Origin of the sequence: Leifsonia sp. YAF41 (assembly GCF_052113185.1) — a bacterium.
GTDB lineage: Bacteria > Actinomycetota > Actinomycetes > Actinomycetales > Microbacteriaceae > Cryobacterium.
In genome coordinates this window covers 1-26,635 of sequence record NZ_JBFRCS010000017.1, presented here as the reverse complement: position 1 = coordinate 26,635, position 26,635 = coordinate 1, and the positions used below count along the sequence as shown (strand labels likewise).

General features: G+C 65.6%; 29 protein-coding genes. 13 read left to right on the top strand and 16 right to left on the bottom strand.

Annotated features, from left to right (window positions below; genetic code table 11):
- Nucleotides 1-18: 18 nt before the first annotated feature.
- From AB4Y63_RS17940 to AB4Y63_RS17925, 4 genes are all read left to right on the top strand, one after another.
- Entirely contained in the window at nt 19-261 is a 243-nt protein-coding gene (locus tag AB4Y63_RS17940; RefSeq protein ID WP_441792426.1) for an exodeoxyribonuclease VII small subunit, read from the top strand.
- Nucleotides 258-908, top strand: a complete 651-nt coding sequence (locus AB4Y63_RS17935) for a DUF4245 domain-containing protein (protein WP_441792425.1) — start codon at nt 258-260, stop codon at nt 906-908. Before AB4Y63_RS17940 ends, AB4Y63_RS17935 begins: the two co-directional genes overlap by 4 nt.
- A complete protein-coding gene (locus AB4Y63_RS17930; protein ID WP_441792424.1) occupies nt 908-1,552 on the top strand; it encodes a carbonic anhydrase in 645 nt (214 codons plus the stop codon). Before AB4Y63_RS17935 ends, AB4Y63_RS17930 begins: the two co-directional genes overlap by 1 nt.
- Before the next feature lie 169 nt (nt 1,553-1,721).
- Complete coding sequence (locus AB4Y63_RS17925) at nt 1,722-3,137, top strand: class II fumarate hydratase (RefSeq protein WP_441792423.1); 1,416 nt, start codon at nt 1,722-1,724, stop codon at nt 3,135-3,137.
- Nucleotides 3,138-3,265: 128 nt separating this feature from the next.
- Here AB4Y63_RS17925 and AB4Y63_RS17920 read toward each other — a convergent pair whose 3' ends face one another.
- The 3 genes from AB4Y63_RS17920 to AB4Y63_RS17910 form a co-directional block, all read right to left on the bottom strand.
- A complete protein-coding gene (locus AB4Y63_RS17920; RefSeq protein WP_441792469.1) occupies nt 3,266-4,564 on the bottom strand; it encodes a PhoH family protein in 1,299 nt (432 codons plus the stop codon).
- A gap of 299 nt (nt 4,565-4,863) precedes the next feature.
- The gene (locus tag AB4Y63_RS17915; protein WP_441792422.1) at nt 4,864-5,985 is read right to left on the bottom strand and encodes an aminotransferase class V-fold PLP-dependent enzyme; all 1,122 of its coding nucleotides are present in this window, start codon (nt 5,983-5,985) and stop codon (nt 4,864-4,866) included.
- Between the two features lie 12 nt (nt 5,986-5,997).
- Nucleotides 5,998-6,783 carry an isoprenyl transferase gene (locus tag AB4Y63_RS17910; protein ID WP_441792468.1) on the bottom strand — a complete coding sequence of 262 codons (786 nt, stop codon included), beginning with the start codon at nt 6,781-6,783 and terminating at the stop codon, nt 5,998-6,000.
- A gap of 70 nt (nt 6,784-6,853) precedes the next feature.
- Here AB4Y63_RS17910 and trhA point away from each other — a divergent pair, with 70 nt between their 5' ends.
- On the top strand, nt 6,854-7,555 hold the full coding sequence (gene trhA, locus AB4Y63_RS17905) for a PAQR family membrane homeostasis protein TrhA (protein WP_441792421.1): 702 nt from the start codon (nt 6,854-6,856) through the stop codon (nt 7,553-7,555).
- Nucleotides 7,556-7,573: 18 nt separating this feature from the next.
- Here trhA and AB4Y63_RS17900 read toward each other — a convergent pair whose 3' ends face one another.
- Complete coding sequence (locus AB4Y63_RS17900; protein ID WP_441792420.1) at nt 7,574-7,834, bottom strand: hypothetical protein; 261 nt, start codon at nt 7,832-7,834, stop codon at nt 7,574-7,576.
- Nucleotides 7,831-8,694, bottom strand: a complete 864-nt coding sequence (mca, locus tag AB4Y63_RS17895) for a mycothiol conjugate amidase Mca (RefSeq protein ID WP_441792419.1) — start codon at nt 8,692-8,694, stop codon at nt 7,831-7,833. Before mca ends, AB4Y63_RS17900 begins: the two co-directional genes overlap by 4 nt.
- 72 nt (nt 8,695-8,766) lie before the next feature.
- On the opposite strand from mca, the gene AB4Y63_RS17890 reads away from it, so the two are divergent.
- Both AB4Y63_RS17890 and greA read left to right on the top strand, forming a co-directional pair.
- Nucleotides 8,767-9,168: a DUF4307 domain-containing protein gene (locus AB4Y63_RS17890; RefSeq protein WP_441792418.1), complete on the top strand. Its 402-nt coding sequence runs from the start codon at nt 8,767-8,769 to the stop codon at nt 9,166-9,168.
- Nucleotides 9,169-9,255: 87 nt separating this feature from the next.
- On the top strand, nt 9,256-9,747 hold the full coding sequence (gene greA / locus AB4Y63_RS17885; protein ID WP_441792417.1) for a transcription elongation factor GreA: 492 nt from the start codon (nt 9,256-9,258) through the stop codon (nt 9,745-9,747).
- Nucleotides 9,748-9,841: 94 nt separating this feature from the next.
- Here the strand turns inward: greA and AB4Y63_RS17880 are convergent, their stop codons facing one another.
- The 3 genes from AB4Y63_RS17880 to AB4Y63_RS17870 all read right to left on the bottom strand — a co-directional run bounded on the left by AB4Y63_RS17880 (nt 9,842) and on the right by AB4Y63_RS17870 (nt 12,921).
- Nucleotides 9,842-10,282, bottom strand: coding sequence for a VOC family protein (locus AB4Y63_RS17880; RefSeq protein ID WP_441792416.1), 441 nt, complete (start codon nt 10,280-10,282; stop codon nt 9,842-9,844).
- A 141-nt stretch (nt 10,283-10,423) separates the two neighbouring features.
- Nucleotides 10,424-11,659, bottom strand: a complete 1,236-nt coding sequence (ilvA, locus tag AB4Y63_RS17875) for a threonine ammonia-lyase (RefSeq protein WP_441792415.1) — start codon at nt 11,657-11,659, stop codon at nt 10,424-10,426.
- On the bottom strand, nt 11,656-12,921 hold the full coding sequence (locus AB4Y63_RS17870; RefSeq protein ID WP_441792414.1) for an AI-2E family transporter: 1,266 nt from the start codon (nt 12,919-12,921) through the stop codon (nt 11,656-11,658). The genes ilvA and AB4Y63_RS17870 overlap by 4 nt, the downstream gene beginning before the upstream one ends.
- Nucleotides 12,922-12,983: 62 nt before the next feature.
- Here AB4Y63_RS17870 and AB4Y63_RS17865 point away from each other — a divergent pair, with 62 nt between their 5' ends.
- Nucleotides 12,984-14,213, top strand: coding sequence for a winged helix-turn-helix domain-containing protein (locus AB4Y63_RS17865; protein WP_441792413.1), 1,230 nt, complete (start codon nt 12,984-12,986; stop codon nt 14,211-14,213).
- A 4-nt stretch (nt 14,214-14,217) separates the two neighbouring features.
- Here the strand turns inward: AB4Y63_RS17865 and AB4Y63_RS17860 are convergent, their stop codons facing one another.
- Together AB4Y63_RS17860 and AB4Y63_RS17855 are read right to left on the bottom strand one after the other, a co-directional pair.
- Entirely contained in the window at nt 14,218-15,102 is an 885-nt protein-coding gene (locus AB4Y63_RS17860; RefSeq protein WP_441792412.1) for a M48 family metalloprotease, read from the bottom strand.
- A 12-nt stretch (nt 15,103-15,114) separates the two neighbouring features.
- Nucleotides 15,115-15,681: a LemA family protein gene (locus tag AB4Y63_RS17855; protein ID WP_441792411.1), complete on the bottom strand. Its 567-nt coding sequence runs from the start codon at nt 15,679-15,681 to the stop codon at nt 15,115-15,117.
- 164 nt (nt 15,682-15,845) lie between these two features.
- On the opposite strand from AB4Y63_RS17855, the gene AB4Y63_RS17850 reads away from it, so the two are divergent.
- The 4 genes from AB4Y63_RS17850 (at nt 15,846) to AB4Y63_RS17835 (ending at nt 18,746) form a co-directional block, all read left to right on the top strand.
- Nucleotides 15,846-16,556 (top strand): TetR/AcrR family transcriptional regulator, encoded by a 711-nt coding sequence (locus AB4Y63_RS17850; RefSeq protein WP_441792410.1) that lies wholly within the window; start codon nt 15,846-15,848, stop codon nt 16,554-16,556.
- A complete protein-coding gene (locus tag AB4Y63_RS17845; protein WP_441792409.1) occupies nt 16,546-17,340 on the top strand; it encodes an ABC transporter ATP-binding protein in 795 nt (264 codons plus the stop codon). Before AB4Y63_RS17850 ends, AB4Y63_RS17845 begins: the two co-directional genes overlap by 11 nt.
- A complete protein-coding gene (locus AB4Y63_RS17840) occupies nt 17,337-18,071 on the top strand; it encodes an ABC transporter permease (RefSeq protein WP_441792408.1) in 735 nt (244 codons plus the stop codon). Before AB4Y63_RS17845 ends, AB4Y63_RS17840 begins: the two co-directional genes overlap by 4 nt.
- Nucleotides 18,072-18,482: 411 nt before the next feature.
- Entirely contained in the window at nt 18,483-18,746 is a 264-nt protein-coding gene (locus tag AB4Y63_RS17835; RefSeq protein WP_441792407.1) for a hypothetical protein, read from the top strand.
- Nucleotides 18,747-18,859: 113 nt separating this feature from the next.
- On the opposite strand, the gene AB4Y63_RS17830 is transcribed toward AB4Y63_RS17835, so the two are convergent.
- From AB4Y63_RS17830 to AB4Y63_RS17805, 6 genes are all read right to left on the bottom strand, one after another.
- Nucleotides 18,860-20,395, bottom strand: coding sequence for a glycoside hydrolase family 1 protein (locus tag AB4Y63_RS17830; protein ID WP_441792406.1), 1,536 nt, complete (start codon nt 20,393-20,395; stop codon nt 18,860-18,862).
- A gap of 43 nt (nt 20,396-20,438) precedes the next feature.
- On the bottom strand, nt 20,439-20,870 hold the full coding sequence (locus AB4Y63_RS17825) for a hypothetical protein (RefSeq protein WP_441792405.1): 432 nt from the start codon (nt 20,868-20,870) through the stop codon (nt 20,439-20,441).
- A 93-nt stretch (nt 20,871-20,963) separates the two neighbouring features.
- Entirely contained in the window at nt 20,964-22,277 is a 1,314-nt protein-coding gene (locus tag AB4Y63_RS17820; RefSeq protein WP_441792404.1) for a D-arabinono-1,4-lactone oxidase, read from the bottom strand.
- On the bottom strand, nt 22,274-23,515 hold the full coding sequence (locus AB4Y63_RS17815; RefSeq protein WP_441792403.1) for an alanine racemase: 1,242 nt from the start codon (nt 23,513-23,515) through the stop codon (nt 22,274-22,276). The genes AB4Y63_RS17820 and AB4Y63_RS17815 overlap by 4 nt, the downstream gene beginning before the upstream one ends.
- Nucleotides 23,512-24,834, bottom strand: a complete 1,323-nt coding sequence (locus AB4Y63_RS17810; protein ID WP_441792402.1) for an MFS transporter — start codon at nt 24,832-24,834, stop codon at nt 23,512-23,514. The genes AB4Y63_RS17815 and AB4Y63_RS17810 overlap by 4 nt, the downstream gene beginning before the upstream one ends.
- Nucleotides 24,831-25,430 (bottom strand): TetR/AcrR family transcriptional regulator, encoded by a 600-nt coding sequence (locus AB4Y63_RS17805; RefSeq protein WP_441792401.1) that lies wholly within the window; start codon nt 25,428-25,430, stop codon nt 24,831-24,833. The genes AB4Y63_RS17810 and AB4Y63_RS17805 overlap by 4 nt, the downstream gene beginning before the upstream one ends.
- A 95-nt stretch (nt 25,431-25,525) precedes the next feature.
- Here AB4Y63_RS17805 and AB4Y63_RS17800 point away from each other — a divergent pair, with 95 nt between their 5' ends.
- Nucleotides 25,526-26,449: a Ppx/GppA phosphatase family protein gene (locus AB4Y63_RS17800; RefSeq protein WP_441792400.1), complete on the top strand. Its 924-nt coding sequence runs from the start codon at nt 25,526-25,528 to the stop codon at nt 26,447-26,449.
- The last annotated feature ends 186 nt before the right edge of the window (nt 26,450-26,635 follow it).

Sequence of the window (26,635 nt, the reverse complement as noted above, 5' to 3'; positions counted from 1 at the left end):
CGAAATAGAATGGACACCATGACGACGCCCGCAGACGACCTCTCCGCCCTCAGCTACGAGCAGGCGCGTGACGAACTCGTCAGGGTTGTGAACGAACTCGAGCAGGGTTCGTCGACCCTGGAGGATTCGCTGGCGCTCTGGGAGCGCGGCGAAGCTCTGGCGCGCCGTTGTGAGGAATGGTTGATCGGTGCCAAGGCCCGACTCGATGCCGCACGCGCCGGGCACACGGCCGGCGCAGCCCCAGCAGGCGATGCCGAATGAGCCGCGCCACCAAACCGCCTCGCGTCGTCGCCGAACTTGGGCGGCCTGAGACGCCGGAAGAAACTGCGTCACGTCTCGCCGAGAACTCGCGCAAGTACCGCGCCCGCAAGACCGTCAACAACCTGGTTCTCTCCCTGCTCGCCACCCTGGCGGCCGTGCTCTTCATCGTGCTGATCGTGCCCCGCAGCGACACCCCGCTTGACCGCAACGTCGATCTGCAGCAGGTCGCCACGCAGGCACAGGTCGGTGTCGACCAGACGCTGCTCAACCCCGAGCTGCCCGCCGGCTGGCGTGCCAACGCCGCAACCTGGCGTTCCGGCGGAAGCGACAAGATTGCCTCCTGGTACTTCGGCTTGCTCACCCCGTCCGACCAGTTCATCGGCGTGACCCAGGCCCTCGACGCGAACCCCACCTGGTTGGCCGCCGAGCTGAAAAATCAGGCGGCCAGCGACACGGTCACCATCGACGGGGTCACCTGGGATGTCTACCGCAATACGGCTCCCGCCGACGATCGCGGCAACTTCGACTATGCCCTCGCGACGGAGGCCGGAACCAGCACCTATGTGCTGGTCGGCACGGCATCCGAAGCTGAATTCGCTGAGCTCGCGACCGTGCTCGCCCCGCAGATCCAAACGAACGGAAACTGATGCCCGACACCCGACCGAGCCCGGCCAAGGCATGGCATGAGATGGTGCGCGGCAACGAGCGTTTCGTCAACGGCGACCCGCAGCACCCCAGGCAAGACGTCGACCGGCGAGCCGAACTTGCCGGCGCACAGACGCCCCACGCCGCGCTATTCGGTTGCAGTGACTCGCGTCTGGCCGCAGAGATCATCTTCGACAAGGGGCTCGGCGACCTGTTCGTCATCCGCAACGCCGGCCAGGTCATCTCCTCCTCGGTGCTCGGATCTCTCGAGTACGCCGTCGGCGTGTTGAACGTTCCGCTCATCGTCGTGCTGGGGCACGACACCTGCGGCGCGGTCGCCGCCGCGATCGAATCTCAGGCCGACGACGCGCCGCTGCTGCCGCCGCACATCAATCGGATGATCCAGAAGATCGTGCCCGCCGTGCGCCGGGTCAGCCCCCACACGGATGCCGCCCCCTTCGACCCGCAGGCCGTCGACGCGTCGGCAGTCGGCCGGGAGCACCTGCGCGACACGGTCACCGAGATGCTGGAACGCTCAGAGATGATCAGTGACGCGGTGGCAGCCGGTACCCTGGCTATCGTCGGCGCGAACTACAAGCTGCTTGAAGGGCGCGCCGAGCCCGACATCGTTGTCGGGTCTGTCTAGTTCGCACTCGTCAGCATTCGTCGGCTCTGATCGACGCCCTCTCGACTTTGCGCGAACCGCGCACGCTACACAACGAACACACCTGCGCGACAGCACAACTCACGACTACACACCGCACAACAACACGACGCACAACATGACACAAAACAGAATTGAAAGGGATCACACCGTGGTGGAGAACTCCGCAGACGCCGGCTTCCGGATCGAACACGACACGATGGGCGAGGTTCGCGTGCCCATCGACGCGCTGTACAGCGCGCAGACCCAGCGGGCCGTCGAGAACTTCCCGATCTCCGGCAGCGTGCTCGAGTCGGCTCAGATCGCTGCCCTCGCCCGCATCAAGAAGTCGGCAGCCCTCGCCAACGCGCGCCTCGGTGTGCTCGACGGCGCCATCGCCAACGCCATCTCCGCCGCTGCCGACGAGGTCATCTCCGGCCGTTACGACTCCCAGTTCCCGATCGACGTCTACCAGACCGGCAGCGGAACCAGCTCGAACATGAACATGAACGAGGTTCTCGCGAACCTCGCCACTCAGAGCCTGGGCTCGCCGGTTCACCCGAACGACCACGTCAACGCCTCGCAGTCGTCGAACGACGTCTTCCCGACATCCGTTCACATCGCCGTCACCAGCGCGCTCATCGACGACCTCATCCCGGCCCTCGACCACCTCGCCGTCTCGCTCGAGACCAAGGCGACCCTCTGGGCCGAGGTCGTCAAGGCCGGCCGCACCCACCTGATGGATGCGACGCCTGTCACGCTCGGCCAGGAATTCGGCGGCTACGCCCGCCAGATCCGCCTCGGCATCGAGCGCGTGCAGTCCGCACTCCCCCGCGTGGCCGAGGTTCCGCTTGGCGGCACTGCGGTCGGCACCGGCATCAACACCCCGGCCGGCTTCCCGCAGCTCGTCATCGAACTGCTCGTCACCGAGACCGAGCTGCCGATCACCGAAGCCAAGGACCACTTCGAGGCCCAGGCGAACCGCGACGGCCTCGTCGACGCGTCGGGCGCCCTGCGCACCATCGCGGTCAGCCTCACCAAGATCTGCAACGACCTGCGCTGGATGGGTTCCGGCCCGAACACCGGTCTGGGCGAGCTGTCGATCCCCGACCTGCAGCCGGGCTCCTCGATCATGCCCGGCAAGGTCAACCCGGTCATCCCGGAAGCCGTGCTCATGGTCTGCTCGCGTGTGATCGGCAACGACGCCACCATCGCCTGGTCCGGCGCCTCCGGCTCGTTCGAGCTCAACGTCGCCATCCCGGTGATGGGTACCGCGCTGCTCGAGTCGATCCGTCTGCTCAGCAACGCCTCGCGCGTACTCGCCGACAAGACCGTCGATGGCCTCGAGGCCAACGTCGAGCGTTCCCGCGCCCTCGCCGAGTCGTCGCCTTCCATCGTCACCCCGCTCAACCGGGTCATCGGTTACGAAGCGGCCGCCAAGGTCGCCAAGCACTCGGTCAAGCAGAGCATGACCGTGCGCGAGGCCGTCATCGACCTCGGTTTCGTTGAGCGCGGCGAGGTCACCCTCGAGCAGCTCGACGTCGCACTCGACGTGCTGAGCATGACGCGTCCGCCGCAGGCCAAGTAACGCACTCCGCACCACCTGCACCACGCACCGCGCCGAGTTTGCACGTTCCGGTCGAGTTGCCCCGTTCTACCTGGGTAACTCGACCGTTACGGTCAAACTGGGCGCTTTGTCGTGAACCGCGGGTCAGGTCAAGCCAGCTCGTTGCCCTCCAACATTTCGGTGACGAGTGCGGCGATCGCACTCCGCTCCGAGCGGGTGAGCGTCATGTGAGCGAAGAGCGGATGCCCCTTCAACGTTTCGATCACCGACGCGACCCCGTCGAAGCGGCCGACCCGCAGGTTGTCCCGCTGCGCGACATCGTGGGTGAGCACCACGCGCGAGTTCTGCCCGATGCGACTGAGCACGGTGAGCAACACGTTGCGTTCGAGGGACTGCGCCTCGTCGACGATCACGAAGGCGTCGTGCAGGGAACGGCCGCGGATGTGGGTCAGCGGCAGCACCTCCAGCAGGCCGCGCTCCACCACCTCCTCGAGCACGTTCTCCGAGACGACGGACCCGAGCGTGTCGAACACTGCCTGCCCCCACGGGTTCATCTTCTCGCCCTGATCGCCGGGCAGGTAGCCGAGCTCCTGGCCGCCGACCGCGTAGAGCGGGCGGAACACCATGATCTTGCGGTGCTGCTGACGCTCCAGCACGGCTTCCAGGCCCGCGCAGAGCGCGAGCGCAGACTTCCCCGTCCCGGCTCGACCTCCCAGCGACAGAATGCCGATCTCCGGATCGAGCAACAGATCGATTGCCAGCCGCTGCTCGGCAGATCGGCCGCGGAGGCCGAAGACCTCCCGGTCGCCGCGCACCAACTTGATCTCGCCGCGACTGACGACCCGGCCGAGAGCCGAACCGCGCTCCGAGTGGATCACCAGCCCGGTGTTGATCGGCATGTCCTGCACAAGCCGGGTCTGCAGTTTCTCGGCGTCGAAGAGTTCGTTGACCTGCGTCCCGTTCAGGGTGATCTCGTCGAGGCCGGTCCAACCGGAGTCCACGGCGAGTTCGTGCCGGTACTCGTCGGCGGAGAGACCGATCGACGACGCCTTCACCCGCAGCGGGAGATCTTTCGAGACGACGGTGACATCCAGCCCGTCGGCCGCGAGATTCATCGCCACCGCGAGGATGCGCGAATCGTTGTCGCCGAGCTGCAGACCGGAGGGCAGCACGCCCATATTCGAGTGGTTCAGTTCCACTCGCAACGTGCCGCCGTCGCCGACCGGGATCGGAAAATCGAGGCGTTCATGTTTCACCCGCAGCTCGTCGAGCAGACGCAGTGCCTGCCGGGCGAAGTAGCCGAGCTCTGGATCGTTGCGTTTGGCCTCAAGCTCCGCGATCACGACGACGGGCAGTACGACTGCATGTTCGGCAAAGCAGAAAATCGCCTTCGGATCAGACAACAGCACCGAGGTGTCGAGCACATAGGTGCGCTCGCCCTGCCGCATCCGCCGACCGCGGTGTTGGCCGGCATCCGAGCTGGTGTTGGAGTTGGCGTCTGGCGTTTCGTCAGCACTCTCGACAGAGCTCGTCTGGTTCGAGAACTGATAGCCGGTTCGGTTCGGATTCACAACCACTCCCACCCCGCACCCGCAGGCGCGGATTTGGCTGGCGAGCTGACCACTTCTGGCTATTCAGGCCGATGAATGTGGCCGTCTCGATCAGGCGGTGTACCTGATGAGCATGACGCTACGACTCGTCTCCGTGAATCTGTTGAACGACACGCCAGCGTTTACCGGAGCGACATCTAGAAGGTGGCAGCGCTCGAATACGAGGTGAAGGCTCCGCGCACCATGTCCAGCGTCTCGGGTGCGAGTGCCGCATGCACACTCAGACGCACCGTTCCCTGACGTGTCGTCGAACTCACGCCGTGGTTGTGCAGTGATGCGCTGAGCAGGGTGAGCTGCTCGACCGGAGGCTCCAGCACGAGAATTCCGGCCCGTTCCCTGACATCGCGCGAGGATGCGACCGGCACGGTGAACTCGTCGGCCAGGTTGATCAGCGCGGTCACGTTGTCGGCCACCGCCGCTTCGATCGTCGCGACGCCCACCTCGTCGATCTCTTCGAGCGCGGCGGAGAAGCGTGCGAGAGCGATCGCATCGGGGTTGCTCACCTGAAAAGCCTTCGCCCCACTGCTCGGCGGGATGACCTCGTCCCAGACCTCATCGTCGTCGACGCCGGCAACGCCGGAGAAGACCGGAGTCAGTTGTTCCCTGGCCCGGTCGCTGAGCGCCAGGAACCCGGTTCCCCAACCGGCACGCGCCCATTTCTGGCCGCCGGAGGCCACGACATCCGCCAGCTCGAACGGTGCGTCGACGACGCCGAAGCCCTGGATCGCGTCGACGATGAGCAGGCGATCGCCGATCACCTGACGGATGCCTTCGAGGTCGGCGACATACCCGGTGCGGGCGTCGACCAGGCAGATTGCCACGGCGGCGGTCGTGGGGGTGAGCTGCTTCTTGATCTGACCGGGGGTGACCCGGCCGTGATCGGTCTCGAGCCAGGTCGGTTTCACGACGTGCAGCGCTTCGGCGGCGCGCACCGCGGCGAACGGGCCGCTCGGGAAGTCGCCGGGTGAGATCAGCAGCCCGCCGGTGAGCCCGAACATGGTGTGCATCAGACCGGTCGACGTGTTCGGCTGGAACACGATCTGGTCGCTGCGGAATCCGGTGGTCAGCGCGACGGCCTGCTGAAACCGATCGGTTTGGTTCAGAAGCGGGGCCAGACTGCCGTAGCGCGCACGGGAGAGCAGCTCGGTTTGCGCGGTGGATTCAGCGACGACGCTTGCTGAGAGCGGTCCGACCCGGGCGAAGTCGAGATAGCCGGGTTCTTCGAGAAATCCTTCGGCAAACTGCTCAATGGCGCTCATCTGGCCCTTTCTTTAGCCGCCGAAACGGCGTTGTCGTTTGGCGAAGTCGCGCAGGGCACGCAGAAAGTCAACCTGACGCAGGTCCGGCCCGAGCGCCTCAACGAAGTAGAACTCGCTGTGGGCGCTCTGCCAGAGCATGAAGTCGCTCAGTCGCTGCTCCCCCGAGGTGCGGATGACCAGGTCAGGGTCGGGCTGTCCCCCGGTGTACAGGTGCTGCCCGATCAGTTCGGGCGTGAGGGTCTCGGCGAGGTCTTCGAGTGTTCCACCGTGCGCGTGATGGGTGGCGACGATGCTGCGCATGGCGTCGGTGATCTCGGTGCGCCCGCCGTAGCCGACGGCGAGGTTGATGTGCAGGCCTTTTTTGCCGGCGGTGCGCGCTTCAGCCGCGTCGAGCGCGGCCACGAGCGGTTCGGGAAGCCCGGTCTTCGAGCCCACCTGCTGCACCGCCCAGTCGCGGTAGTGCGAGAGCTCTTCGGCTAGATCGGCGATGATCTCGAAGAGGGCGTTGAGCTCGTCGCTCTGCCGATTGGTGAGATTGTCGGAGGAAAGCAGGTAGAGGGTGACCACCGAGATGCCGAGGTCGTCACACCATTCGAGAAACTCGCGCATCTTCGCGGCGCCGGCCCGATGGCCGTGGGCGGCCGAGTCGTAGCCGAGCTGTTTGGCCCACCGGCGGTTTCCGTCGATGATCATCGCGACGTGGCGTGGTACGACATCCGGCGTCAGTCCGCGGCGCAGTCGACGCTGGTATACCTGGTAAAGGATGCCGCGCCCCGAAGGAACCTGCCGTTTCTGCACATATTTACGGTAGTCCACTCTGGCTTTGAATCCGATCAGTGAAGCGGTGCGCCGGGCGTAGGGTTGGTTCATGGCCGCATCGGACACTCCCCCGCTTTTGCCTCTGCTCGAGACTGAGACGCCGCGCGCCGAAGACCAGAAGCCCACCTGGCGCGGCTGGATTCACGCCGGAACCTTCCCGCTCACGATCATCCTCGGAGCCATCCTGTTGGTCATGGCCGACGGGCCCGCGGCGAAATGGAGTTCGGCCGTCTTCGTGGCCAGTTCCATGCTGCTGTTCGGCATCTCGGCGCTCTATCACCGCTTCAACTGGCAGCCGCGCACGAAGATGATGCTCAAGCGTTTCGACCACGCCAACATCTTTCTGCTGATCGCCGGCTCCTACACGCCGATCACCGTCTTGGCGCTCCCCCCGAACCAGGCCGTGCTGCTGCTCTCACTCGTCTGGGGTGGCGCCATCCTCGGCATCGCGTTCCGGATGTTCTGGATCGGTGCACCCCGATGGCTCTACGTGCCGCTCTACCTGGCACTCGGCTGGGGCGCGATGATGTACATCGTCGACTTCTTCCAGGCGAACGCGGCGATGATGACGCTCATCGTGATCGGCGGACTCTGCTACTCGGTCGGCGCCGTCGTCTATGCGATGAAGAAGCCCAACCCCGTGCCCGGAGTGTTCGGGTTCCACGAGATCTTCCACGCGCTCACCCTGGTGGCATTCCTCTGCCACTGGACGGCGATCCTGATCATCGCCACGCACCCGCTCTACCCATAGGGTGCGCGACCGCCGAGGCTACTTCTCCGACGTGCCGTTCTGCTCTGCGTGCTCCGACTGTTCGGCCTGCTCGGCAGCCAGACGCTCGCGAATCTGCTCACGGTAGGTCGTGCGACGGATGCGGCGCACGAGGTCGAAGCCGAGGAAGACGGTGGCAACGGCGACGAGGAAGATCGCGAAGAATCCGATGACGCCCGGAGTGACCAGGTCATCCGGCGGCGGAGTCTGGTCGCCGGCGGCGGCCCACACGGTGAGAGCTGTACTCAGAACGAGGTTCATGCCGTGTGCTCCACGCCGGCGAAGAGGTCGGATTCAGGCATGACGGTGTCAACTTTCGATTCAATGAGCTGGAAGTCTTCAAACGGCCAGGCCTTCCGAACCAGGTCGTTGGGCCAGAAGAAGAAGCTGCTGTTGGGGGCGACTTGGCTGGCGTGGGAGCGCAGCGCGGCGTCGCGCGTCTCGAGGAATTCGCCGACCGGAACGTGCGTCGTCGCCAGAGCCGGGTAGTCCTTCATCCACTCACGGGCCGCGCCGAGCGGTTCGAGCAGGTCAGAATCGGGCTCGGTCACGCTCAGTTCGAGGTACATCGCGTCGATGCGTTCGAGGTTGAAGATGCGGTCGTAGTAGAGCTTGTCGACCTGCCACGGTTCACCGGCGTCGGGATATTTGTCGGGATCCGCTGCATCGCGGAACGCAGCGATCGACACCTCGTGGGTACGGATGTGATCGGGGTGCGGGTAGCCGCCCTTTTCGTCATAGGTGACGAGCACGTGCGGGCGATACTCGCGGATGACGCGCACGAGCGGCTCAGCCGAAATCTCGACGGGAATCGCCGCGAAGGAGTTCGGCGGCACCGATCCGTCGTCGTTCATGCCGGAGTCCTGGTAGCCGAGCCAGCGGTGTTCAATGTCGAGGTGACGCTGCGCCTCGGCCATCTCCAGGCGGCGAAGTCCGGCCAGGTCGCGCTGCGCCATGGCGTTGTCGACCAAAGCCTCGTTGAGGATGCTGCCGCGTTCGCCGCCGGTGCAGCTGACGACGAGCACCTGGTCGCCCAAACTGCGGTAGTACGCGTAGGTGGCGGCACCCTTGCTCGACTCGTCGTCAGGATGTGCGTGCACTGCCAGTAGTCGACGTGTCACGAAACTCCTCCAGAATGCCAGATAACCTTAGGTGTAAGCCTAATCGTTGAACCTGAAGTGTGGAGTCGCCCCGTGACCGTGAACGCCGGAATCGACGAACGCTATGGGCGAACCCCGACGCGGCGGCTGCGCGACCGCCGCCTGCTCTGGGTGTTCGGCGGCATCTTCGCCGTCGTGCTCGTCGCCTGGGTGGTCTGGGCCGGATTCGATGCCCCGTCCTCGGTGATCGAAGCCAGAGACACCCGGCACGAGATCCTCAACGAAAACAGCGTGAAGGTGACATTCGAGGTGTCGATGCCACCCCAGACCGCGGCGAGCTGCGCGGTCGAAGCCCTGAACGAGGGATTCACCATCGTGGGCTGGAAGGTCATCGATCTTCCGCCATCCGATGCGTACACCCGGTCATTCACCGAGATTGTACGCACGACCGAATTGAGTAACACGGGATTGATTTACCGCTGCTGGCTGACCTAGACTGGCGTATTCGCCCCGGTTCTCGCCGGGGCGTCGACTATATCTGCGGGGCACGGGAGACCGGCTTCGCAATAGAGGAGAGTACCCATGACTACCGACACAACGGTGACCTGGTTGACCCAGGAGGCCTTTGACCGTCTCACGACGGAACTGGGCACCCTCAGCACTACCGGCCGCGAGGAGATCACGAAGAAGATCGAGTCGGCCCGTGAGGAAGGTGACCTCAAGGAGAACAGCGGTTACCACGCTGCAAAAGACGAGCAGGGAAAGATGGAGGCGCGCATCCGCACCCTCACCCAGCTGCTGCGCACCGCCGAGGTCGGCGACGCACCCGAGAGCCACGGCGTCGTGCAGCCCGGAACCGTCATCACTGCGACGATTGCCGGCGATGAGAGCCGCTTCCTGATCGGCAGCCGTGAGATCGCCGGAAACAGCGATCTCGACGTGTACAGCGAGCAGAGCCCGCTGGGAGCCGCGATCATTGGCCTCGTGGTCGGCGCGACGACCAGTTACACCGCTCCGAACGGCAGGGAAATCACCGTAGTGATCTCGAACGTGGAGACCTTCACCGGCAGCTAGGCGTTGCCTCACCGAGTGTTGAACATCTGAACGGGTCGGGATCCTGCGCTGGAGCAGGATCCCGGCCCGTTTGTCATGTCGGCCGCGGCAATCGCTAGTTGTCGCCCATTCTTTCCATCATGTTCCGGCCGTCGGAGAGCACCGGCGAAATCAGGCCGAAGACGTTGCCGTCGGGATCGAGCAGGTAGCCGACCCGACCGATACCCTCCATGTCTTCGAGCGGGAGCGCCTCAGTACCGCCGAGGCCGAGCCCTTTCGCGAACACGGCGTCGATATCATCGACACCGACCACGATGTTGCAGCCGTTGACCGGCGCCCCCACCTCGGGCCGCGGCCCCCGCCGTTCGGCCAGTCCTCCGTTGATTCCGCTCCCCGGCGCACCCGTGTTGTTGATGGATCCCTCACCGGTGTCGATCGCCCAATAGGCCATGTCGCCGAACTGGGTGAAGGTCCAGCCGAGCAACGCCGAGTAGAAATCGACAAGCTTCGGCGGGTCTGAGGCGTGAATTTCAAAGTGGACGACGAGATTGGCCATGAGTTCCTCCGTTGGCAACGTGAACTGAGATGAAGCGGATGCGTCGCATCGCGCGCTCAGACTACGCCGCGTTCGGGACCCGTTCAAGGGCGACGCAGCCACGAGAGGCCGGCCTCAGGCCGGCCCCTTCGCTGCCTCGTTCTAGTCGAAGTGCGGGTCGTAACCGGCAGCCCGCAGCACGTCGACGACCTTCTGGCGGTGCTCCGGTCCGCGGGTCTCGACGCTGATGTCGAGCTCGACTTCGCTGATCTGCAGTCCGACGCCGTGCCGGGTGTGCAGCACCTCGATCACGTTGGCGTGTGCCTCGGCCAGAAGTTCGGAGATGCGGGCGAGCTGGCCCGGGCGGTCGGGCAGCATGATGCGCAGCGTCAGGTACCGGCCGGAGGCGGCCAGACCATGGCTGATCACGCGCTGCATGAGCAGCGGGTCGATGTTTCCGCCGGAGAGAATGGCGACGGTCGGACCCGACGCGGTGATCTTGCCGGCGAGGATCGCGGCAACCGAGACGGCTCCGGCCGGTTCCACGACCAGCTTCGCCCGTTCGAGCAGCACGAGCAGGGCCCTGGCGATGTCGTCTTCGGTGACGGTGACGATCTCATCGACGATTTCCTTGATGATTTCGAAGTTCAGCATGCCGGGCCGTGCGACAGCGATGCCGTCGGCGATGGTCGGCTGAATGACGATCTCCGTCACCCTTCCGGCCTCGATCGACAGCGGGTAGGGCGCGGCGTTTGCCGCCTGCACGCCGATGATCCGCACGCGACGGCCCTCAAGTGCTGCGCGCTGCTTGAGTGCGCCGGCGACACCGGAGATCAAGCCACCGCCACCGATGGGAACGACGACGGTCTCGACATCCGGAACCTGGTCGRCAATTTCGAGACCGACGGTTCCCTGGCCGGTGATCACATCGATGTGGTCGAACGGCGGGATCAGAATCGCGCCGGTCTCGGCCGCGAAATCGGCTGCGGCCTGCAACGGCTCGGCGACGGTGTGGCCGCGCAGGATGACCTGCGCGCCGTAGTCGCGCGTGGCCTGCAGCTTCGGCAGGGGAACCCCGACCGGCATGAAGATCGTGGCCGCGATGCCGAGCTCGCGCGCGGCGAACGCCACGCCCTGGGCGTGGTTGCCGGCCGACGCGGCGACAACGCCGCGCGCCTTCTCCTCGTCGGTCAGCTGCGACAGCCGATTGTAGGCACCACGGATCTTGTAGGAGCCGGTGCGCTGCAGGTTCTCGCATTTCAGGTGAACGCTCTGGCCCAGCACGTCGCTGAGGTAGCGCGACGTCTCCATCGGAGTGACCCGGGCAACTCGTGCGACGACAGCGCGCGCAGCTTCGAAATCAGCCAGGCTGGGGCCGACAAGGGTGATGTCTGTCATTCGTTCTTCTCTTCCAGGTTGCGACGAAATCCGGGGCGGCTCTGCGGAACGGTCCGCCAAAGCGGAGAGCTCGGGGCCAGAAGGATCTGCGGCGGTGTTGTCCGCCAGACACCGCTCGAAATGTAGTTGACCATGACGTTGAGCACCGCGGCTACGGGAACCGCGAACAGGGCGCCGGGGATGCCCGCCAGCAGCGAACCGGCGGCGACGACAAGCACCACGGCCAGCGGATGCACTTTCACCGCGGTGCCCATGATCAACGGTTGCAGCACGTGCCCCTCGAGTTGCTGAACCAGCAGCACGACGCCGAGCATGAGCAGCGCGATGAACGGACCGTTGAAGATCAGGGCGATGAGCACCGCGACAATTCCGGTGGCCACCGCTCCGACGATCGGGATGAACGACCCGAGAAACACCAGCACGGCGATCGGAATCGCCATCGGCACACCGAGAATCGCCGCGCCGAGCCCGATACCGACGGCGTCGAGGGACGCCACGAGGATCTGCACCTTGACGAAGTTGCCGAGGGTTGCCCAGCCCGCGATACCGGCGCCGCTCACGGCTGCCCGAGCACGCCGCGGGAAGACCCGCACGATCCACGACCAGATTCCTTTTCCATCGATCAGGATGAAGAGCAGGCTGAACAGGGTCAACAGCAGGCCGGTGAGCAGATGTCCGAGCGAGATTCCCACGGTGAGCGCGCCGCTGACGAAAATCTGGCTGTCGGCTTGAAGTGAGGACCAGGCTTGGTTCAGAAAATCGGAAATCTGCGCGTCGGTCAGATGCAAGGGAGAGGCAAGGAGAAAGTCTTTGAGCTCCTGGTACGACGTGGCGAGACGATCTGAGAGCCCGGCGGATCCATCGGCAATCTGGGTTGCCGCGAGGGTGATCAACCCGCCGACGATGGCGAGGGCGCCGATCATCGATGTGGCAACGGCCAAGCCGCGCGGCCAACGGTGGCGTACCAAGAAGGCCACGAGCGGCAGCAAGAGCGCTGAAATCAACACGGCGACCAACAGCGGAATGACGATGAGCCGCAGCTGCACGATGAGGAAAATGAACACGGCGATCGCCGCGGCGATCAGCAACAGACGCCACGACCAGGCACCGGCCAGTCGAACGCCGCCGGGGATCGACTCGTCGATGCGAGTGTTCGAGAGTTCCGGCGTGCCGGAATCAGGCGTGACGACGTCGGGGGCAGCCGGCCGATTTCGACCGCGAAACCACGTTCCCCAACCCGATTTTCCCGTCGATTCGTTCACTCACCCAGTCTAGGACCGAGCATTGCCCTCGCATGTCGGCGCCAGGAGTTAGGGTCGAATCGATGACTGACACTCTCTCCCCCGCCCTTGCTCGACGTGTTGCCCTTGCTGCCCAGGGTTTCGGGCGCGCTCCGGCGCGCACTCCCGCGCGGGCACCGGGCATCCGTCAGCTCGACTCGCTCGTCAACCGTCTGCAATTGCTGCAGATCGACTCGGTCAACGTGTTCGAGCGCAGCCATTACCTTCCGGTGTTCAGCCGACTGGGCGCCTACGACAAGGCGGTTCTTGACCGGCTCACCGCGGCGAAGACCGGGCGGTACACCGAGTATTGGGCGCATGAGGCATCGATTCTGCCGCTCGACACCTGGCCGCTGTTTCGCTGGCGCATGCAGGCTTACCGCGACCACGCGGCCGGCGACGCCGCGCATTGGTCGCACGCCAACCGGGCCATGCTCGAGTGGCTGCGTGCCGAACTGGCCGAGAAGGGCCCGCTGCCCGCCAGCGAGATCGAGCACGATGCGAACAAGCGCAGCGGCCCGTGGTGGGGTTGGTCGGATGTGAAGACGGGCCTCGAGGTGCTGTTTCGGTGGGGCGAAGTGGTCAGCGCCGGGCGCAACCGATTCGAGCGCGTCTATGCGTTGCCGGAGCAGGTGCTGCCGACGGAGTTGCTCGGCCGGGAGGTCAGCCGCGAGGATGCCCACCGCGCGTTGATCGCGCGGTCCGCCGCCGCTCATGGCGTCGGCACAGTGAAGGACTTCGCGGATTACTTTCGATTGAAGACCGCCCCGACCCGCCAGGCGATCCAGGAGCTGGAAGAAACCGGCGAGTTGATTCCGGTCACTGTTCCCGGCTGGGGCGCCCGTGCAGGTTCAGCCAGCACGGCCGGGGCCGCCTGGCTGCATCGCGATGCACGACTGCCGCGCTCCATCGATGCGGCAACCGTGCTCTCCCCGTTCGACCCGGTGGTCTGGGAACGCGCTCGCGCCCTGCGGCTGTTCGACTTTCGCTACCGCATCGAGATCTACACTCCGAAACCACAGCGCGTATTCGGCTACTACGTGCTCCCGGTGCTGCTCGGCGACACAATCGTCGGCCGGGTTGACCTGAAGAACGACCGGCAGGCCGGTGTTTTGCGCGTGCAGGCCGCGTGGGCCGAGCCGGGCGCACCCGCCGACACCGCCGCCCGGCTCGCCCCGGTGCTGCGCGAGGCGGCCGCGTGGCAGGGTCTCGGCGAGATCGTCGTGGCTCCGACCGGCACACTCGCCGGGGCATTGGCCTCTGAGTTGCGCTGACCAGCTAGAAGGTGCGACCCATCGTTTCCAGACGCGCGACCCGGTCCGCGATCGGCGGGTGGGTGCTGAACAGCTTGTTCATCATGCCCGGCTTCAGCGGGTTCGAGATCCACAGGTGCGACATCGACGAGTTCTGACGCCTCATCGGACGCCCATGGGCTTCGAGCTTCAACAGCGCACTGGCGAGGGCATCCGGGTGCCGGGTGGTCATCGCGCTCGTCGCATCCGCGAGGTATTCACGCTGACGTGACACGGCCAGCTGAACCATGGTGGCCACCAGGGGCGCCACCAACATCGCGACGAGACCGAACACCATCACCACGGGGTTGCCGTTGTTGTTGTTATTGCGGCCGAAGAACGCCATGCGCAGGAACATGTCGGAGATGAAGCCGACCGCGACCACGAGACCGAAGACGATCATCGACACGCGGATGTCGTAGTTCTGCACGTGGCCGAGTTCGTGGGCCATCACGCCTTCGAGTTCCGAGTCGTCCATGATGTCGAGCAGCCCGGTCGTTGCGGCGACCATGGCATGCTCCGGATCACGGCCGGTGGCGAAGGCGTTCGGCGCCGGGTCGTTGATGATGTAGATCTCGGGCATGGGCGTGCCGGTGGTGATCGACAGATTCTCGACGGTGTTCCAGAGCCGGGGGTGGTCGGCCTTGCTGTTGACCCTGATTCCACCGCTCATCGAGATCGCCTGACGACCCGCCATGAAGTACTGGAACACGGCGTAGGCCGTCGCGAAAACCAGCGTGAAGATCAGGATCGAATAGCTGCCCTGTCCGTAGACGGCGTTCGCCAACCAGCCGAGCCCGCCGATGATGACGAGAAAGAACAGGATGATGAAAACGGTGTTGCGCTTATTGCGCGCGATCGCGCTATACATCGACGCCTGCCGTTAGAACTGAACGCGCGGCGGCTCCGCAATTGCTGCGGAGTCGGCGACCTCAAAGAAGTCGCGCTGGCTGAAGCCGAGGTTCTTGGCGATCATGTTGTTCGGGAACACCYGAATCTTCGTGTTGAACTCGCGCACGCCACCGTTGAAGAAACGGCGCGACGCCTGAATCTTGTCTTCGGTGTCGACCAGTTCGCCCTGCAACTGCAGGTAGTTCTGGCTCGCCTGCAGCTGCGGGTAGGCCTCGGCCACGGCGAAGATGCTCTTCAGGGCGGTCTGCATGTGGTTCTCAGCAGCGGATGCCTCGGCCGGGCTCTGAGCGGACAGAGTCTCGGCGCGTGCCTTGGTCACGTTCTCGAAGACGCCACGCTCGTGTGCCGCATATCCCTTGACCGATTCGATCAGGTTGGGGATCAGATCGGCACGTCGCTTGAGCTGCACCGTGATGTCGCTCCAGGCTTCATCAACACGAACTTTCAGCGTGATGAGCGAGTTGTAGGTTGCCCAGAAGTAAATGCCGACAATGAGGGCAATTACAACGACGATGAGAACCGGGATGAGCCATTCCATGGCAGCGACTCCTTGTGATTGTGCGGGCAGACACGCCCGTAGATGGTGCAAAATCCATACTATCTGCGGCGCCAGGGGCTCCCATGCGCTTCCCATGACTCTCCAAGGTAAGTGGCGGCGCGCTCCCACTCCCCCGGCGGCCGAACGGGCCGTATGCTCACTGCATGAGTGAGTCGCCGGAGGTCAGCGCGCAGGGTCGCGGACGTCCGAGAGGGCGCCCCCGAGCGGGTGCGGAGGCCGACACTCGTTCGCTCATTCTGCGCGCGGCCGGAGTCGAATTTGCAGACAAGGGTTACGAAGCGGCGTCGCTTCGAGCGATTGCCCGCCGGGCCGGCGTCGATCCTGCTCTGGTGCATCACTATTTCACCGATAAGGCCGATCTCTTCGCCGAGACCATCCAGGCGCCGTTCCGACCAGACCTCGTCGTGCCGCGCATCCTGGCCGGTCCGCGGGATCGCGTCGGCGAGAGTCTCGCCCGGTTCGTGCTGACCGCGCTCTCGTCCCCCGCCGCAGAGGCCAAGGCCGTTCTGGTGTTGCGCACCGCCATCGGGCACAACGCGGCGAGCCGAATGCTGCGCGAGTTTCTCGTGCGCGAGGTGTTCCACCGCATCGCTGCCGGTGTCGACGCTCCTGACGCAGAGTTTCGGGCGGCCCTCGCTGCCTCGCAGGTCGTCGGCACCATTGTTGCCCGGCACATCCTGAAAATCGAGCCGCTGGCCAGTGCGCCGATCGAGGATGTCGTGGCGCGAATCGGGCCGGTGCTGCAGTGGCATCTGATCGACTACACGCCATCGTCCGGGCCCCGATCAGACGAAAACGCTAGCCCCTTGACAGTCCCGGAAACACGAGCGAATAATTCATCACATGGTGAATAACGAGGGTCCGGCCATCCTCATCGACAACCTGGTGGTTCGTCGAGGTCATACCCCTGTGCTTCACGGCCTGAACCTGGAGATCGCACGCGGTGGTGTGGTCGGACTGCTCGGCCCCAGCGGATGCGGCAAGACCACGTTGATGCGCGCGATCGTGGGGGTGCAGGTGGTGAAGTCGGGCACCGTCACGGTGCTCGGTCAGAACGCCGGATCGCCCGCTTTGCGCCATCGCTTCGGCTACGTCACCCAGTCATCGAGCGTCTATGACGACCTCACCGTGCGACAGAACCTGCAGTATTTTCGTGCGGTCCTGAAGGTTCCGAAATCCGACGTCGACCGGGTGCTCGAAGAGACCGATCTGCGCGCTCAGGCCGGTCAGCTTGTCTCGTCGCTCTCGGGCGGTCAGCGCAGCCGGGTCTCGTTGGCCGGCGCCCTGCTCGGCACGCCGGAGCTTCTCGTGCTCGATGAGCCGACAGTCGGCCTCGACCCGGTGCTGCGCGTCGACCTCTGGGCTCTCTTTCACCGCCTGGCGGATGCGGGAGTGACGTTGCTAGTGTCGAGTCACGTCATGGACGAAGCCACCCGGTGCGACCGGCTGCTGTTGATGCGCGATGGCGAGATGCTGGCCGACGACACCCCAGCGGGACTCCTCGCCTCGACCGGCGCGGCCGACACCGAGACGGCGTTCCTGACGCTGATCGAGGGGCCCGCGACCCGGGAGGCTTCGACGCCAGACCCGATGTCGACCACGCAGCCGCCGACGACCGACGAGAGGAATGCGTCGTGAACCCGCAGCGCACGCTCGCCACCGCCGGCCGCATCCTCAGCCAGATTCGTCATGACCCGCGCACGATCGGGCTGCTACTCATCGTGCCGAGCCTCTTGATCGGCCTCGTCGCCTGGATCTTCTCGGACACCGATACCTTTTCGGTGATCGGGCCGTCGATGATCGCCCTGTTCCCGTTCATCGTGATGTTCCTGGTCACGAGCATCACCACACTCAGGGAACGCCGCACCGGCACCCTCGAGCGGCTACTGTCGATGCCGCTCGGCAAAGGGGATCTGATCCTCGGCTACACCCTGGCCTTCGGTCTGTTGGCCGTGCTGCAATCGTCGATCGCCGTCGGCTTCGCGGTCTGGGTCTGCGGGCTCACCATCGAGGGTTCGATCTGGCTGCTGCTCGCGGTCGCCGTGGCCGACGCGATCCTCGGCACCACGCTCGGGTTGCTCGCCAGCGCGTTCGCCAACACCGAATTCCAGGTTGTGCAGTTCATGCCAGTGATCGTGTTTCCGCAGATTCTGCTCGGCGGCATTTTCATCGCCCGGTCCGACCTTCCCCCCGGATTGCAAGAGATCAGCGATTGGCTGCCACTCTCGCATGCGATCGATGCGATGCAGGCGGTGGCCACCGACTCGCACGATGCCGCCTACATCGGCGGCGAGCTGCTCATCCTCGGCGCCTGGATCATCGGAGCGATCGTTGTCGGGTCGGTGACGCTGCGGCGTCGCACGCCGTAATCGCCGCGGCCGCCAATAAATGTGGCGCGGTGGGTTGCACTCCACCAAAAGATCCCGCTACGTTATTGCATACGCCATCTGACGAAAGGAGCCGCATCGTGATTACTTCAGCACAAGCATTCGCATCTCGCACCACCGCCGGCTTCGTCGGCGTCTTCACCGCCTGATCGGCCAGTAGATAGCCCACCGGTCCAGACGGTGGTGACGCTTTCGAAGCTCGACCAGGCAGCATCCGCACTGCTGGGCACTCGCCGGCCTCAGGTCATTCACCCCCGCTCACGGCGCGCGTCTTCGCGCAGCCGTCTCGGCCGCTTTTGAGCAGCCACCCCGCTATTCGGCGACCCCGGACGCTCTGCAGAGCGCCCGGATTCGCTGACCTCTGACTCAGAGTCATCAAAGGAATCAATCACCATGAATACCCATCTGGCGCCCCTGCCCGGGCTCCACACCCACCCGCCCCAACCCGAGAGCGCTCCGGAGATACGCACACCCGTGCGCCGTGTCGGCCCGCTCGATCGTGCCGCCATGTATCTCGGCGTTGCGCTCATCCGCTGGAGTCGCCGGCCCGCTCGGGCCGCGGCGCGACGCGAGCGACCAGGCTTCAACGCCGAAGAGCTCGAACGTCGCAGAGAAACGGACCACAATCTCGCTCTCGCGATGATCCCGTTTCGGTAGACATCAACGCACAGAATGGCATCAACGCACAGATTGGGTCGTCACCGAGGTTTCATCCTCGGTGACGACCCATTCGCCGTCGAAATGACGGGCGAGCAGTCGCAGCTCGCACCCTAGGCGCGGTTGGCGAGTACCTCCTGCAACCAGCGATAGGACGACTTGGGCGTGCGCGTCTGATCGTCGAACTTGACGTGCACGAGCCCCTGTCGCTGGGTGTAGCCGGCCTCCCATTCGAAGCCGTCGAGCAGCGACCAGACGAAACAACCGCGCAGGTCGACGCCGTGCGCGACTCCCCCGGTTCCGACCGCGTCGAGCGCGACGCTGAGGTGCTCGGCGAGATAGTCGATGCGGAGCGGGTCGTCGACCTCTCCGTAGATGTCGGCGGCGTCGGGGTAGCCGGCTCCGAGCGCGGTCAACACCACCGGTGGAAGGGCCTCGGCATACCGATCGCGGAGCTCTTGCAGCGCGACGCCCAGATACTCGGGCGCGTTCGGGCGCCCCGCACCGGTGACGGGATGCTCACGCAAGGTTTGAAGATGGAACGGCAACCGGGTCACCGGTCTTCCCGAACCGGCGGCCTCGGCGTCGATCTCCGCGGCCCGGCGCGACCCGGCCGGGGCGGCTCCGGACCCCGCAGCGACCCGAGACGGCCCGACATAGTTCAGTCCATAGAAGTCAAGCGGCTGGTGGATGACCCGGAGGTCGTCCGGGTCGGTCTCCGTGAGCATCCGTGCGTCTGACGCGAACGGTTCCGGCGGTGCCGGGTAGCGCCCGAGCAGCACCGCATCGGCGACGAGGCGGTTGTGCAACAGGTCATAGAGATCGGCGTAGATGCCGTCTTCTTCACGGTCGGTGGCCGGCTGCACCGGGGAGTGCGCGTGGGTAATTCCGATCTGGCCACGCACATCGGCGGCGCGCAGGCCCTGAACGGCCAGGCCGTGGCCGAGCAGCTGGTGGTGCGCGGTCGGGAGGGCGTCGAAAAGCAGGGTGTCGCCAGGCGCCTGGGTGCCGAGCAGGTAGCCGTTCAGCATCACGGCCGACGGTTCGTTGAGCGTGACCCAGGAGTGGATGCGGTCGCCGAAGACTCCGCCGACCTCATAGGCGTAGTCGCCGAAGCGGCCGGCCGTGTCGCGGTTGCGCCAACCGCCGCGGAGGGTGGCCGGGGTGTCCCAGTGGAACAGGGTCGCCATCGGTGAGATGCCGGCCGCGAGTAATTCGTCGAGCAGACGGTCGTAGAAGGCGATGCCGGCCCGATTGAGTGCGCCGCGGCCATCCGGCTGCAGACGAGGCCAGCCGAAGGAAAACCGATAGCTGTCGACGCCGAGTTCGGCCAACAACGTCACATCTTCACTCAGCCGGTGGAAGTGGTCGGCCGACACCGAGGCGTTTGAGCCGTCGACGATGCGTCCGGGCTGGGTAGTGAACCAGTCCCAGACCGATTCGGCCCGCCCGCCGTCACGCGCGCCGCCCTCGATTTGAAAGGCGGATGTCGCGGTACCGACCTGGAATCCGGCCGGAAGGCGATCCCCGAGTTCCGAAGCCCGACGGGGCCATTCGCGGGTGGCCGGGCTGTTGCGTGTCATCGTCGAGGAGTCTTTCGGGTCGGTGTTCGTGAAGCGGCGCTCGGGGTCAAGCCTGACACGAACCACGACGGGATCGTCACCGTCACGTGCGACAGTCCCGGCGAAACCGCTACCCCGCCTGGAGCCGCGCTATCTCTGCGCGAGCCTTACTCACGAGCTCGTCGTTGGTATGCGCGTGGCCCCACAGACCCCAGCCGCCTGGGGTGGCTTCGGTCAGGAGAACCCAGGTGCGTTCCGACAGACTCTGATCGCCCGCCGCGTCGGCGACGATCTGGGCGAACTGCGCGACGACGGCGAGCTGTTTGTCGCGGTCGAGAGCGCCGGCATTGGTCAGCACCTGCACCCGCACGTAGTTGCTCTCGCCGTCGACGTTGGCAATAGTGCCGGGCGGCATGTCATGAATGAACCCGGCCGTGTTCTGCCGGAACATCGGAATGTCAGGAACTTGTTCAATCGCCTTGAGGGTATCTGCGAGCTTCACCGCAAGCGCGTGCGGGTCGCTGAACGTACCGGCAGTGGCGTACACATCGATCATCGGCATGGCCGACCTCCATCTCAGTTAGCACCACTATGACGAGAAGACGGGGAACAATCGAGGCCGTCGGCGAGATCTGCTGTTCTGCTTATCGTCGAGCTATCGTCCGAGCACTCTGTCGAGATAGACATTGGTGAAGCGGCGTTCCGGGTCGAGCCGGTTGCGCACCGCGACGAACTCGTCGAAATGCGGGTACACGGTGCGCAACGACTCCGCGTTTTGATAGTGCATCTTGCCCCAGTGCGGGCGCCCGCCGTGGCCACGCATGATCGCCTCGACCGCCATGAAGTACTCGGTGGGGTTCTCCCGAAAATACCGGTGCACGGCGATGTAGCCGGTGGCCCGGCCGCCCGCGGTCGACATCCAGAGGTCGTCGGCAGCGGCGGAGCGTACCTCGATCGGGAAGGAGATCTTCCAGCCACGCTTCTCAATCAGCGCACGCACCTCGCGCAGAGCGGCGGGCACCGCCTCGAGCGGGATCGCGTATTCCATCTCCCGAAACCTCACCGTGCGGTTGGTCACGAACACGCTCGGTGACAGATCGGTGAAGTCGCGGCGGCCCGAGACCTTCTCGGCCATCCGGCTGAAGCCGGGCACCAGCGGCGGGATCGCGGCGCCAAGCCCGCAGGTCACCCGGTAAAGCCCGTTGGCGAGCAGCTCGTCATCGACCCACCGCCCGAACCGAGGCAGCGGTGCGCGGGCGGCATCCGTGGGAAGCCGGGTGTTGGTTTTCGTCAGCGCGGTCTGGGTGTGCGGAAACCAGTAGAACTCGAAGTGGTCGACGGCGGCCGAGCGTTCGAGAAAGCCGTCGACCACCGCGTCGAGCGGCTCGGCGATTTCGACGGCGTGAAGCAGGAAAGCCGGTACGCATTGAATGGTCACGTCGACGAGGATGCCGAGGGCGCCGAGTCCGAGACGGGCCGCCGGCAGCAGCTCGGAATTTTCGGTTTCGCTCACATGCAGCACGCTGCCGTCGCCGGTGACGAGGGTGAGGGCGACGATCTGGGTGGCCAGGCCGCCGAATGCTCCCCCGGTGCCGTGCGTGCCGGTGGAAGTGGCGCCCGAGATGCTCTGCCGGTCGATGTCGCCCATGTTCGCCAGGGCCAGCCCATACGGGGCGAGCAGCGCGGGCAGCTGATGCAGACGGGTTCCGGCCGCCACCGTCACCCGTCCGGCCGCTTCGTCGACGCCGATGATGCCGCTGATGTCGTTCAGGTCGAGTTGCACGCCGGTTGCCACGGCAATGCCAGTGAAGCTGTGCCCGGCGCCGACCGCTTTGATCCGCATTCCCGCCTTGCCGGCGGCGATGACGGCGCGTTGCACTGCCTCAGCGCTCGTGGGCCGTTCGACACGTTTCGGGCGCACCTTCTCGGTGCGCGCCCAGTTGTGCCACACAGCTCCGCTCGCCGTCATAGAAATGCCTTTCCTTCGCCTCGATAAGTGGGGGTCATGTCGACGACGGTTCCGTTGTCGACCAGCGCGAACTCATTGACGTGCTCGCTGAGTTCGCCGGATTTGGTGTGACGCAACCAGACGCGGTCGCCGACCGCTAGCCGCGCGGCATCGGGCCCGGTCAGCGGGGACTGCACCTCGCCCGCCATCTCGCGGGGCACCATCTGCAGCCGTTCCGGCCACACGATGCGCGGCATCCGGTCGACGCCGGGCGGGCCGGATGCGATCCAGCCGCCGCCGAGAAGTGTCGCCATCTCCGGGGTGGGCTTCCGCACGACCGAGAGCGCGAATGCCGCGGCAGGTGCGGGCTGGAAGCCGGAGTAGTTGTCGAAGAGGTGTCCGCCGAAGAAACCGCTACCGGCGGCGATGTCGGTCACCGACGTGTCGTCGTGGGTGCTCTCCAGCGACCCGGTTCCGCCGCCGTTGACGAACTCGAGGTCAGCGACGAGGCGCACCGCGGCGACGGCCGCAGCGCGACGCTCGGCGAGTTCGGGGATCGACTGCTTGCGCATCCAACTGTTGATACGGCCGCCGACCGGCTTGCCGGCCGGCTTGTCGCCGACGCCGGCGATCTGGGCCTCGTAGCCCATCATTCCGACGAGGGCGAAACCCGGCCGGGACACGATGGCGATGGCCAGGGCGTGCGCCGCTTTCGCCGTGTGCACTGGCGAACGCCAGACGCCGAGGTGACCGAGCACCGGGGCATCCCACGAGGAGTCAAGCTCGAGGCAGACCCGGATCGTCTCGCGCTGGTTCGGTGCGATCACGGAGTCAATGAAGTCGAGCTGCGCAATCGAATCGACCATCACGGTGACCTTCGCCGCGTACTGCGCCGAGCGACCGAGGCGTTCAATCGCCGCACGGTCGGCGGTCGGATAGCCGACCACGATGTCGTCGACGGTGTCGGAGAGCCAGAGCGCTTCGGCGAGCGTATAGGCGAGCACACCCTGATAGCCGGGCGTGGCCAGGATCGCCTCGATCACGCTACGCACCCGGATCGACTTGGTGGCGACCCGGATCGGGGTGCCCTGCGCCCTCGCCAGCATGTCGTGGCTGTTGTGCCGCAGCGCGTCGAGATGGATGGCCGCGACCGGGGCGTCGAGGTGCACGGTCGCAGCCGTCAGCTCGGGCCAGTACCGGGCCGGCGCGAGCCAGGGGGCCGATGCCGCGCGTTGGGAGAGGTCCAGGGTCACGGTCATCGCACCGACTTCACTTTCGCTACGGCCAGGGCTCCCGCGAACGCGAAGACCCCCGACAGGATGAACAATCCGAAGAATCCGCCGAGGGCGGCGACGGCGGCCGCGCCGAGCAATGGCGCGACGGCCTGCGGAACGGCGGTGGCGATGTTCATGATCCCGAGGTCCTTGCCGCGCGAGGCCGGGTCGGGCAGCACCTGGGTGGCGAGCGCCTGGTCGACCGAGAGGAAGCATCCGTAGCCGAGGCCCAGCAGCCCCGCCGCGACCATCGCGGCGGTCAAGTCGGGAATGAACGCCAGCATGAGCGCCGCGACGCCCTGCAACGCGGATGCCACAAAGACGAACACCTTGCGGCGACCGAGCTTGTCGCTGAGCTGGCCGAGAAAGATCGACGCGATGATCACGAACACCATGTAGATCAGGGTGAGCAGGATCAAGTCGTCTTCGGCGTTCTTGTCGTTCAGACCGAACATCAAAAAATACAACAGCAGGGTGGTGCCGAGGGCGTTGCCGAAGTTCACCAGCACCCGGCTGAGCAACGTCCAGCCGAAGTCAGGGTGCTCCCGCGGGCTGATCCACAGGCTCTCGATGATGGCGCGACGCGTCATCGGTTCGCGCTGCTCGGGGGTCAGCACCGCGTCGGGCAGGAACAGGAACGGAACGACCAGGAGCAGCAGCAGGATGGCGACGACCGCGTAGCCGGCGAAGGTGCCGGTGAACAGCATGGTCACGAGCAACAGCCCCAAGATGATGCCGACGGCTTGCGGCGCGGACAGCCACCCCGACACATAGCCGCGCTGGTTCACTGGAACCTGGTCGGAGATGGTGGCGGTCAGGGCCGCGGTCAACACGCAGAAGCCGGTGAGGGCGAGCGCCCAGAACACGCCGATCCCGACCAGGCTCTGCTGCACGCCGAGCAGCAGCAGCGCCGCCGCGAACAGCACGGATCCGCCCGCGATCCACGGCCGGCGGCGGCCGAATCGCGAGGTGGTGCGGTCGGAGAGGGCTCCGGTCAGCGGATAGGCGATGATCGCGCAGAGACCCGCGATGCCCGAGATGATGCCGAAGGCGACAACGCTGTCGACCCAGTTCTCGGGATGCAGTTGTTTGTCGATCTGCGCGGGCAGCAGCAGCTGCACCGGCGTGAGCTGGGCCATCCAGATGCCGAGCCAGGCCGTTGCGAAGGCGGCGATCCAGCGGCCCGGCACGCGCCGGGTCGGTTCGGCGAAGACGCCGACGAGGGCTGTGGCATGACCGGAGCCGTGCGTGCCATGGCCGGAGCCGGAGTGCTGACTGGTACCCGTGCTGTCGCTGTTGCTCATGCCGGCCTCGCCAATCCTGCGACGGCATCCGCCGCAAAATCCATGAGGGATGCCGCGGCTGCGTCATCCCGATTCACCAACCAGGCCAGGGTCAGCCCGTCGGTGAGCGCGATGAGAATGCGTGCCACCTCCTCGACCGGTCGATCCCAGACCACGTTTGTCGCCTCAGCGCCGGCAGCGAGTGCCGTCGATGCAAGGGCGTAGTAGTGCTCGTACTGCATGCGGGCGAGGTGCTCCCCCGCCGGGGTGCGCAACGCATAGTGCGTCAGCTCGAACATGGCCTTCTCGCGCTGCGGGTCGGCGTGCATCGAATCGAGGTAGCTCTGGATTCCGGCGCGCAGTACATCGCGCACTGTCGCTCCCGCCGGGGTCTCTGGCAAGGCGACGGACTGCTCTTCTTGCCTGACGACCTCGCGGATCAGTTCGGCCATGAGCTCGTCGTGTGACGCGAACGCGTAGTGGAAACTGGCGAGCGACATTCCCGCCTCGGCCACGATGGCGCGGGTGGTCGCAGCGGTGACGCCGCGCTGCGCAACGACGCGCAGCGCCGCCTGAATCAGCGCATCTCGGCGCTCAGCAGTAGGGATGCGTGGCACGAGGCCCCCTCACACTCCGACGGGTAAGAAGTGGGTCAAATGACCCAGTCGCAAGTATGCACCATGAACCGCCCATCCGGCACTATCGTCGTACCGTGCGCTTAGGAGTTCTCGACGTCGGATCCAACACCGTTCACCTTCTGGTGGTCGATGCTCATGAGGGCGCCGTGCCGTTGCCGCAGGTGTCCGACAAGGCGGTGCTGCGCTTGATGCGCTATCTCACCCCCGACGGCGCCATCACCGAAGAAGGCGTGCTGGCCATTATCGCCGCCGTGCAGAATGCGGCGAATGTCGCCAAACAGCACAACATCGACGAGCTTCTCCCGTTCGCGACCTCGGCGCTGCGTGACGCGACGAATGGTCCCGAGTTGCTGGCGCGGGTGGAACGCGAGACCGGCGTCGCCCTGCAGGTTCTGTCGGGTGAAGACGAGTCGAGACTCACCTTCCTGGCCGTTCGGCGCTGGTACGGCTGGTCGGCCGGCAACATCCTGCTCTTCGACATCGGCGGTGGCTCGCTGGAGATCGCCAGCGGCGCGAACGAGATTCCCGACGTGGCGGTGTCGCTTCCGCTCGGTGCCGGCCGTTCGACCGTCGGGTTCCTGCACAACGACCCTCCCCTGCCCGAGGAGGTGACGGCGCTGCGTGAGCACGCCGCCCGGGTGTTGGCGGATGCCGTCAGCGCGTTCTCCGGTGAGCCGGAGCCGCATCACATCGTCGGTTCGTCGAAGACGATCCGGTCGCTGGCCCGGCTCGCCGGTTCAACCCAGGATGGCGTCGGCTCGCTCGATCGCATCCTGCTGCGTCGCTCACAACTCAACGACTGGGTGCCGCGTCTGGCCCGGATTCCTGCCGACGCCCGTCCGGCTCTGCCCGGCATCACGGCCGATCGCACCTTTCAGATCGTGGCAGGCGGAATCGTGCTCGGCGAGGCGATGTCCGCCTTCGACGCGACCGCGCTCGAGGTGTCGCCCTGGGCGCTGCGTGAGGGCATCATCCTGCGGTACCTCGACCGCCTCTAAGCGACCGGCGATCAAGCCGAACCGGTGATCGAGCCGAACCGGTGATCGAGCCTGTCGACGCTTCTATGGGTCGTGTCAAGTGGCGTTCGCGTTGAGTTTCCTGAAGAGTGAGCGTGCGATGTAGCGCTTGAGGCAGCGCAGGATCTTCTCGGGGGTCTTGCCTTCTTGGGTGCGTTTGGCGACGTA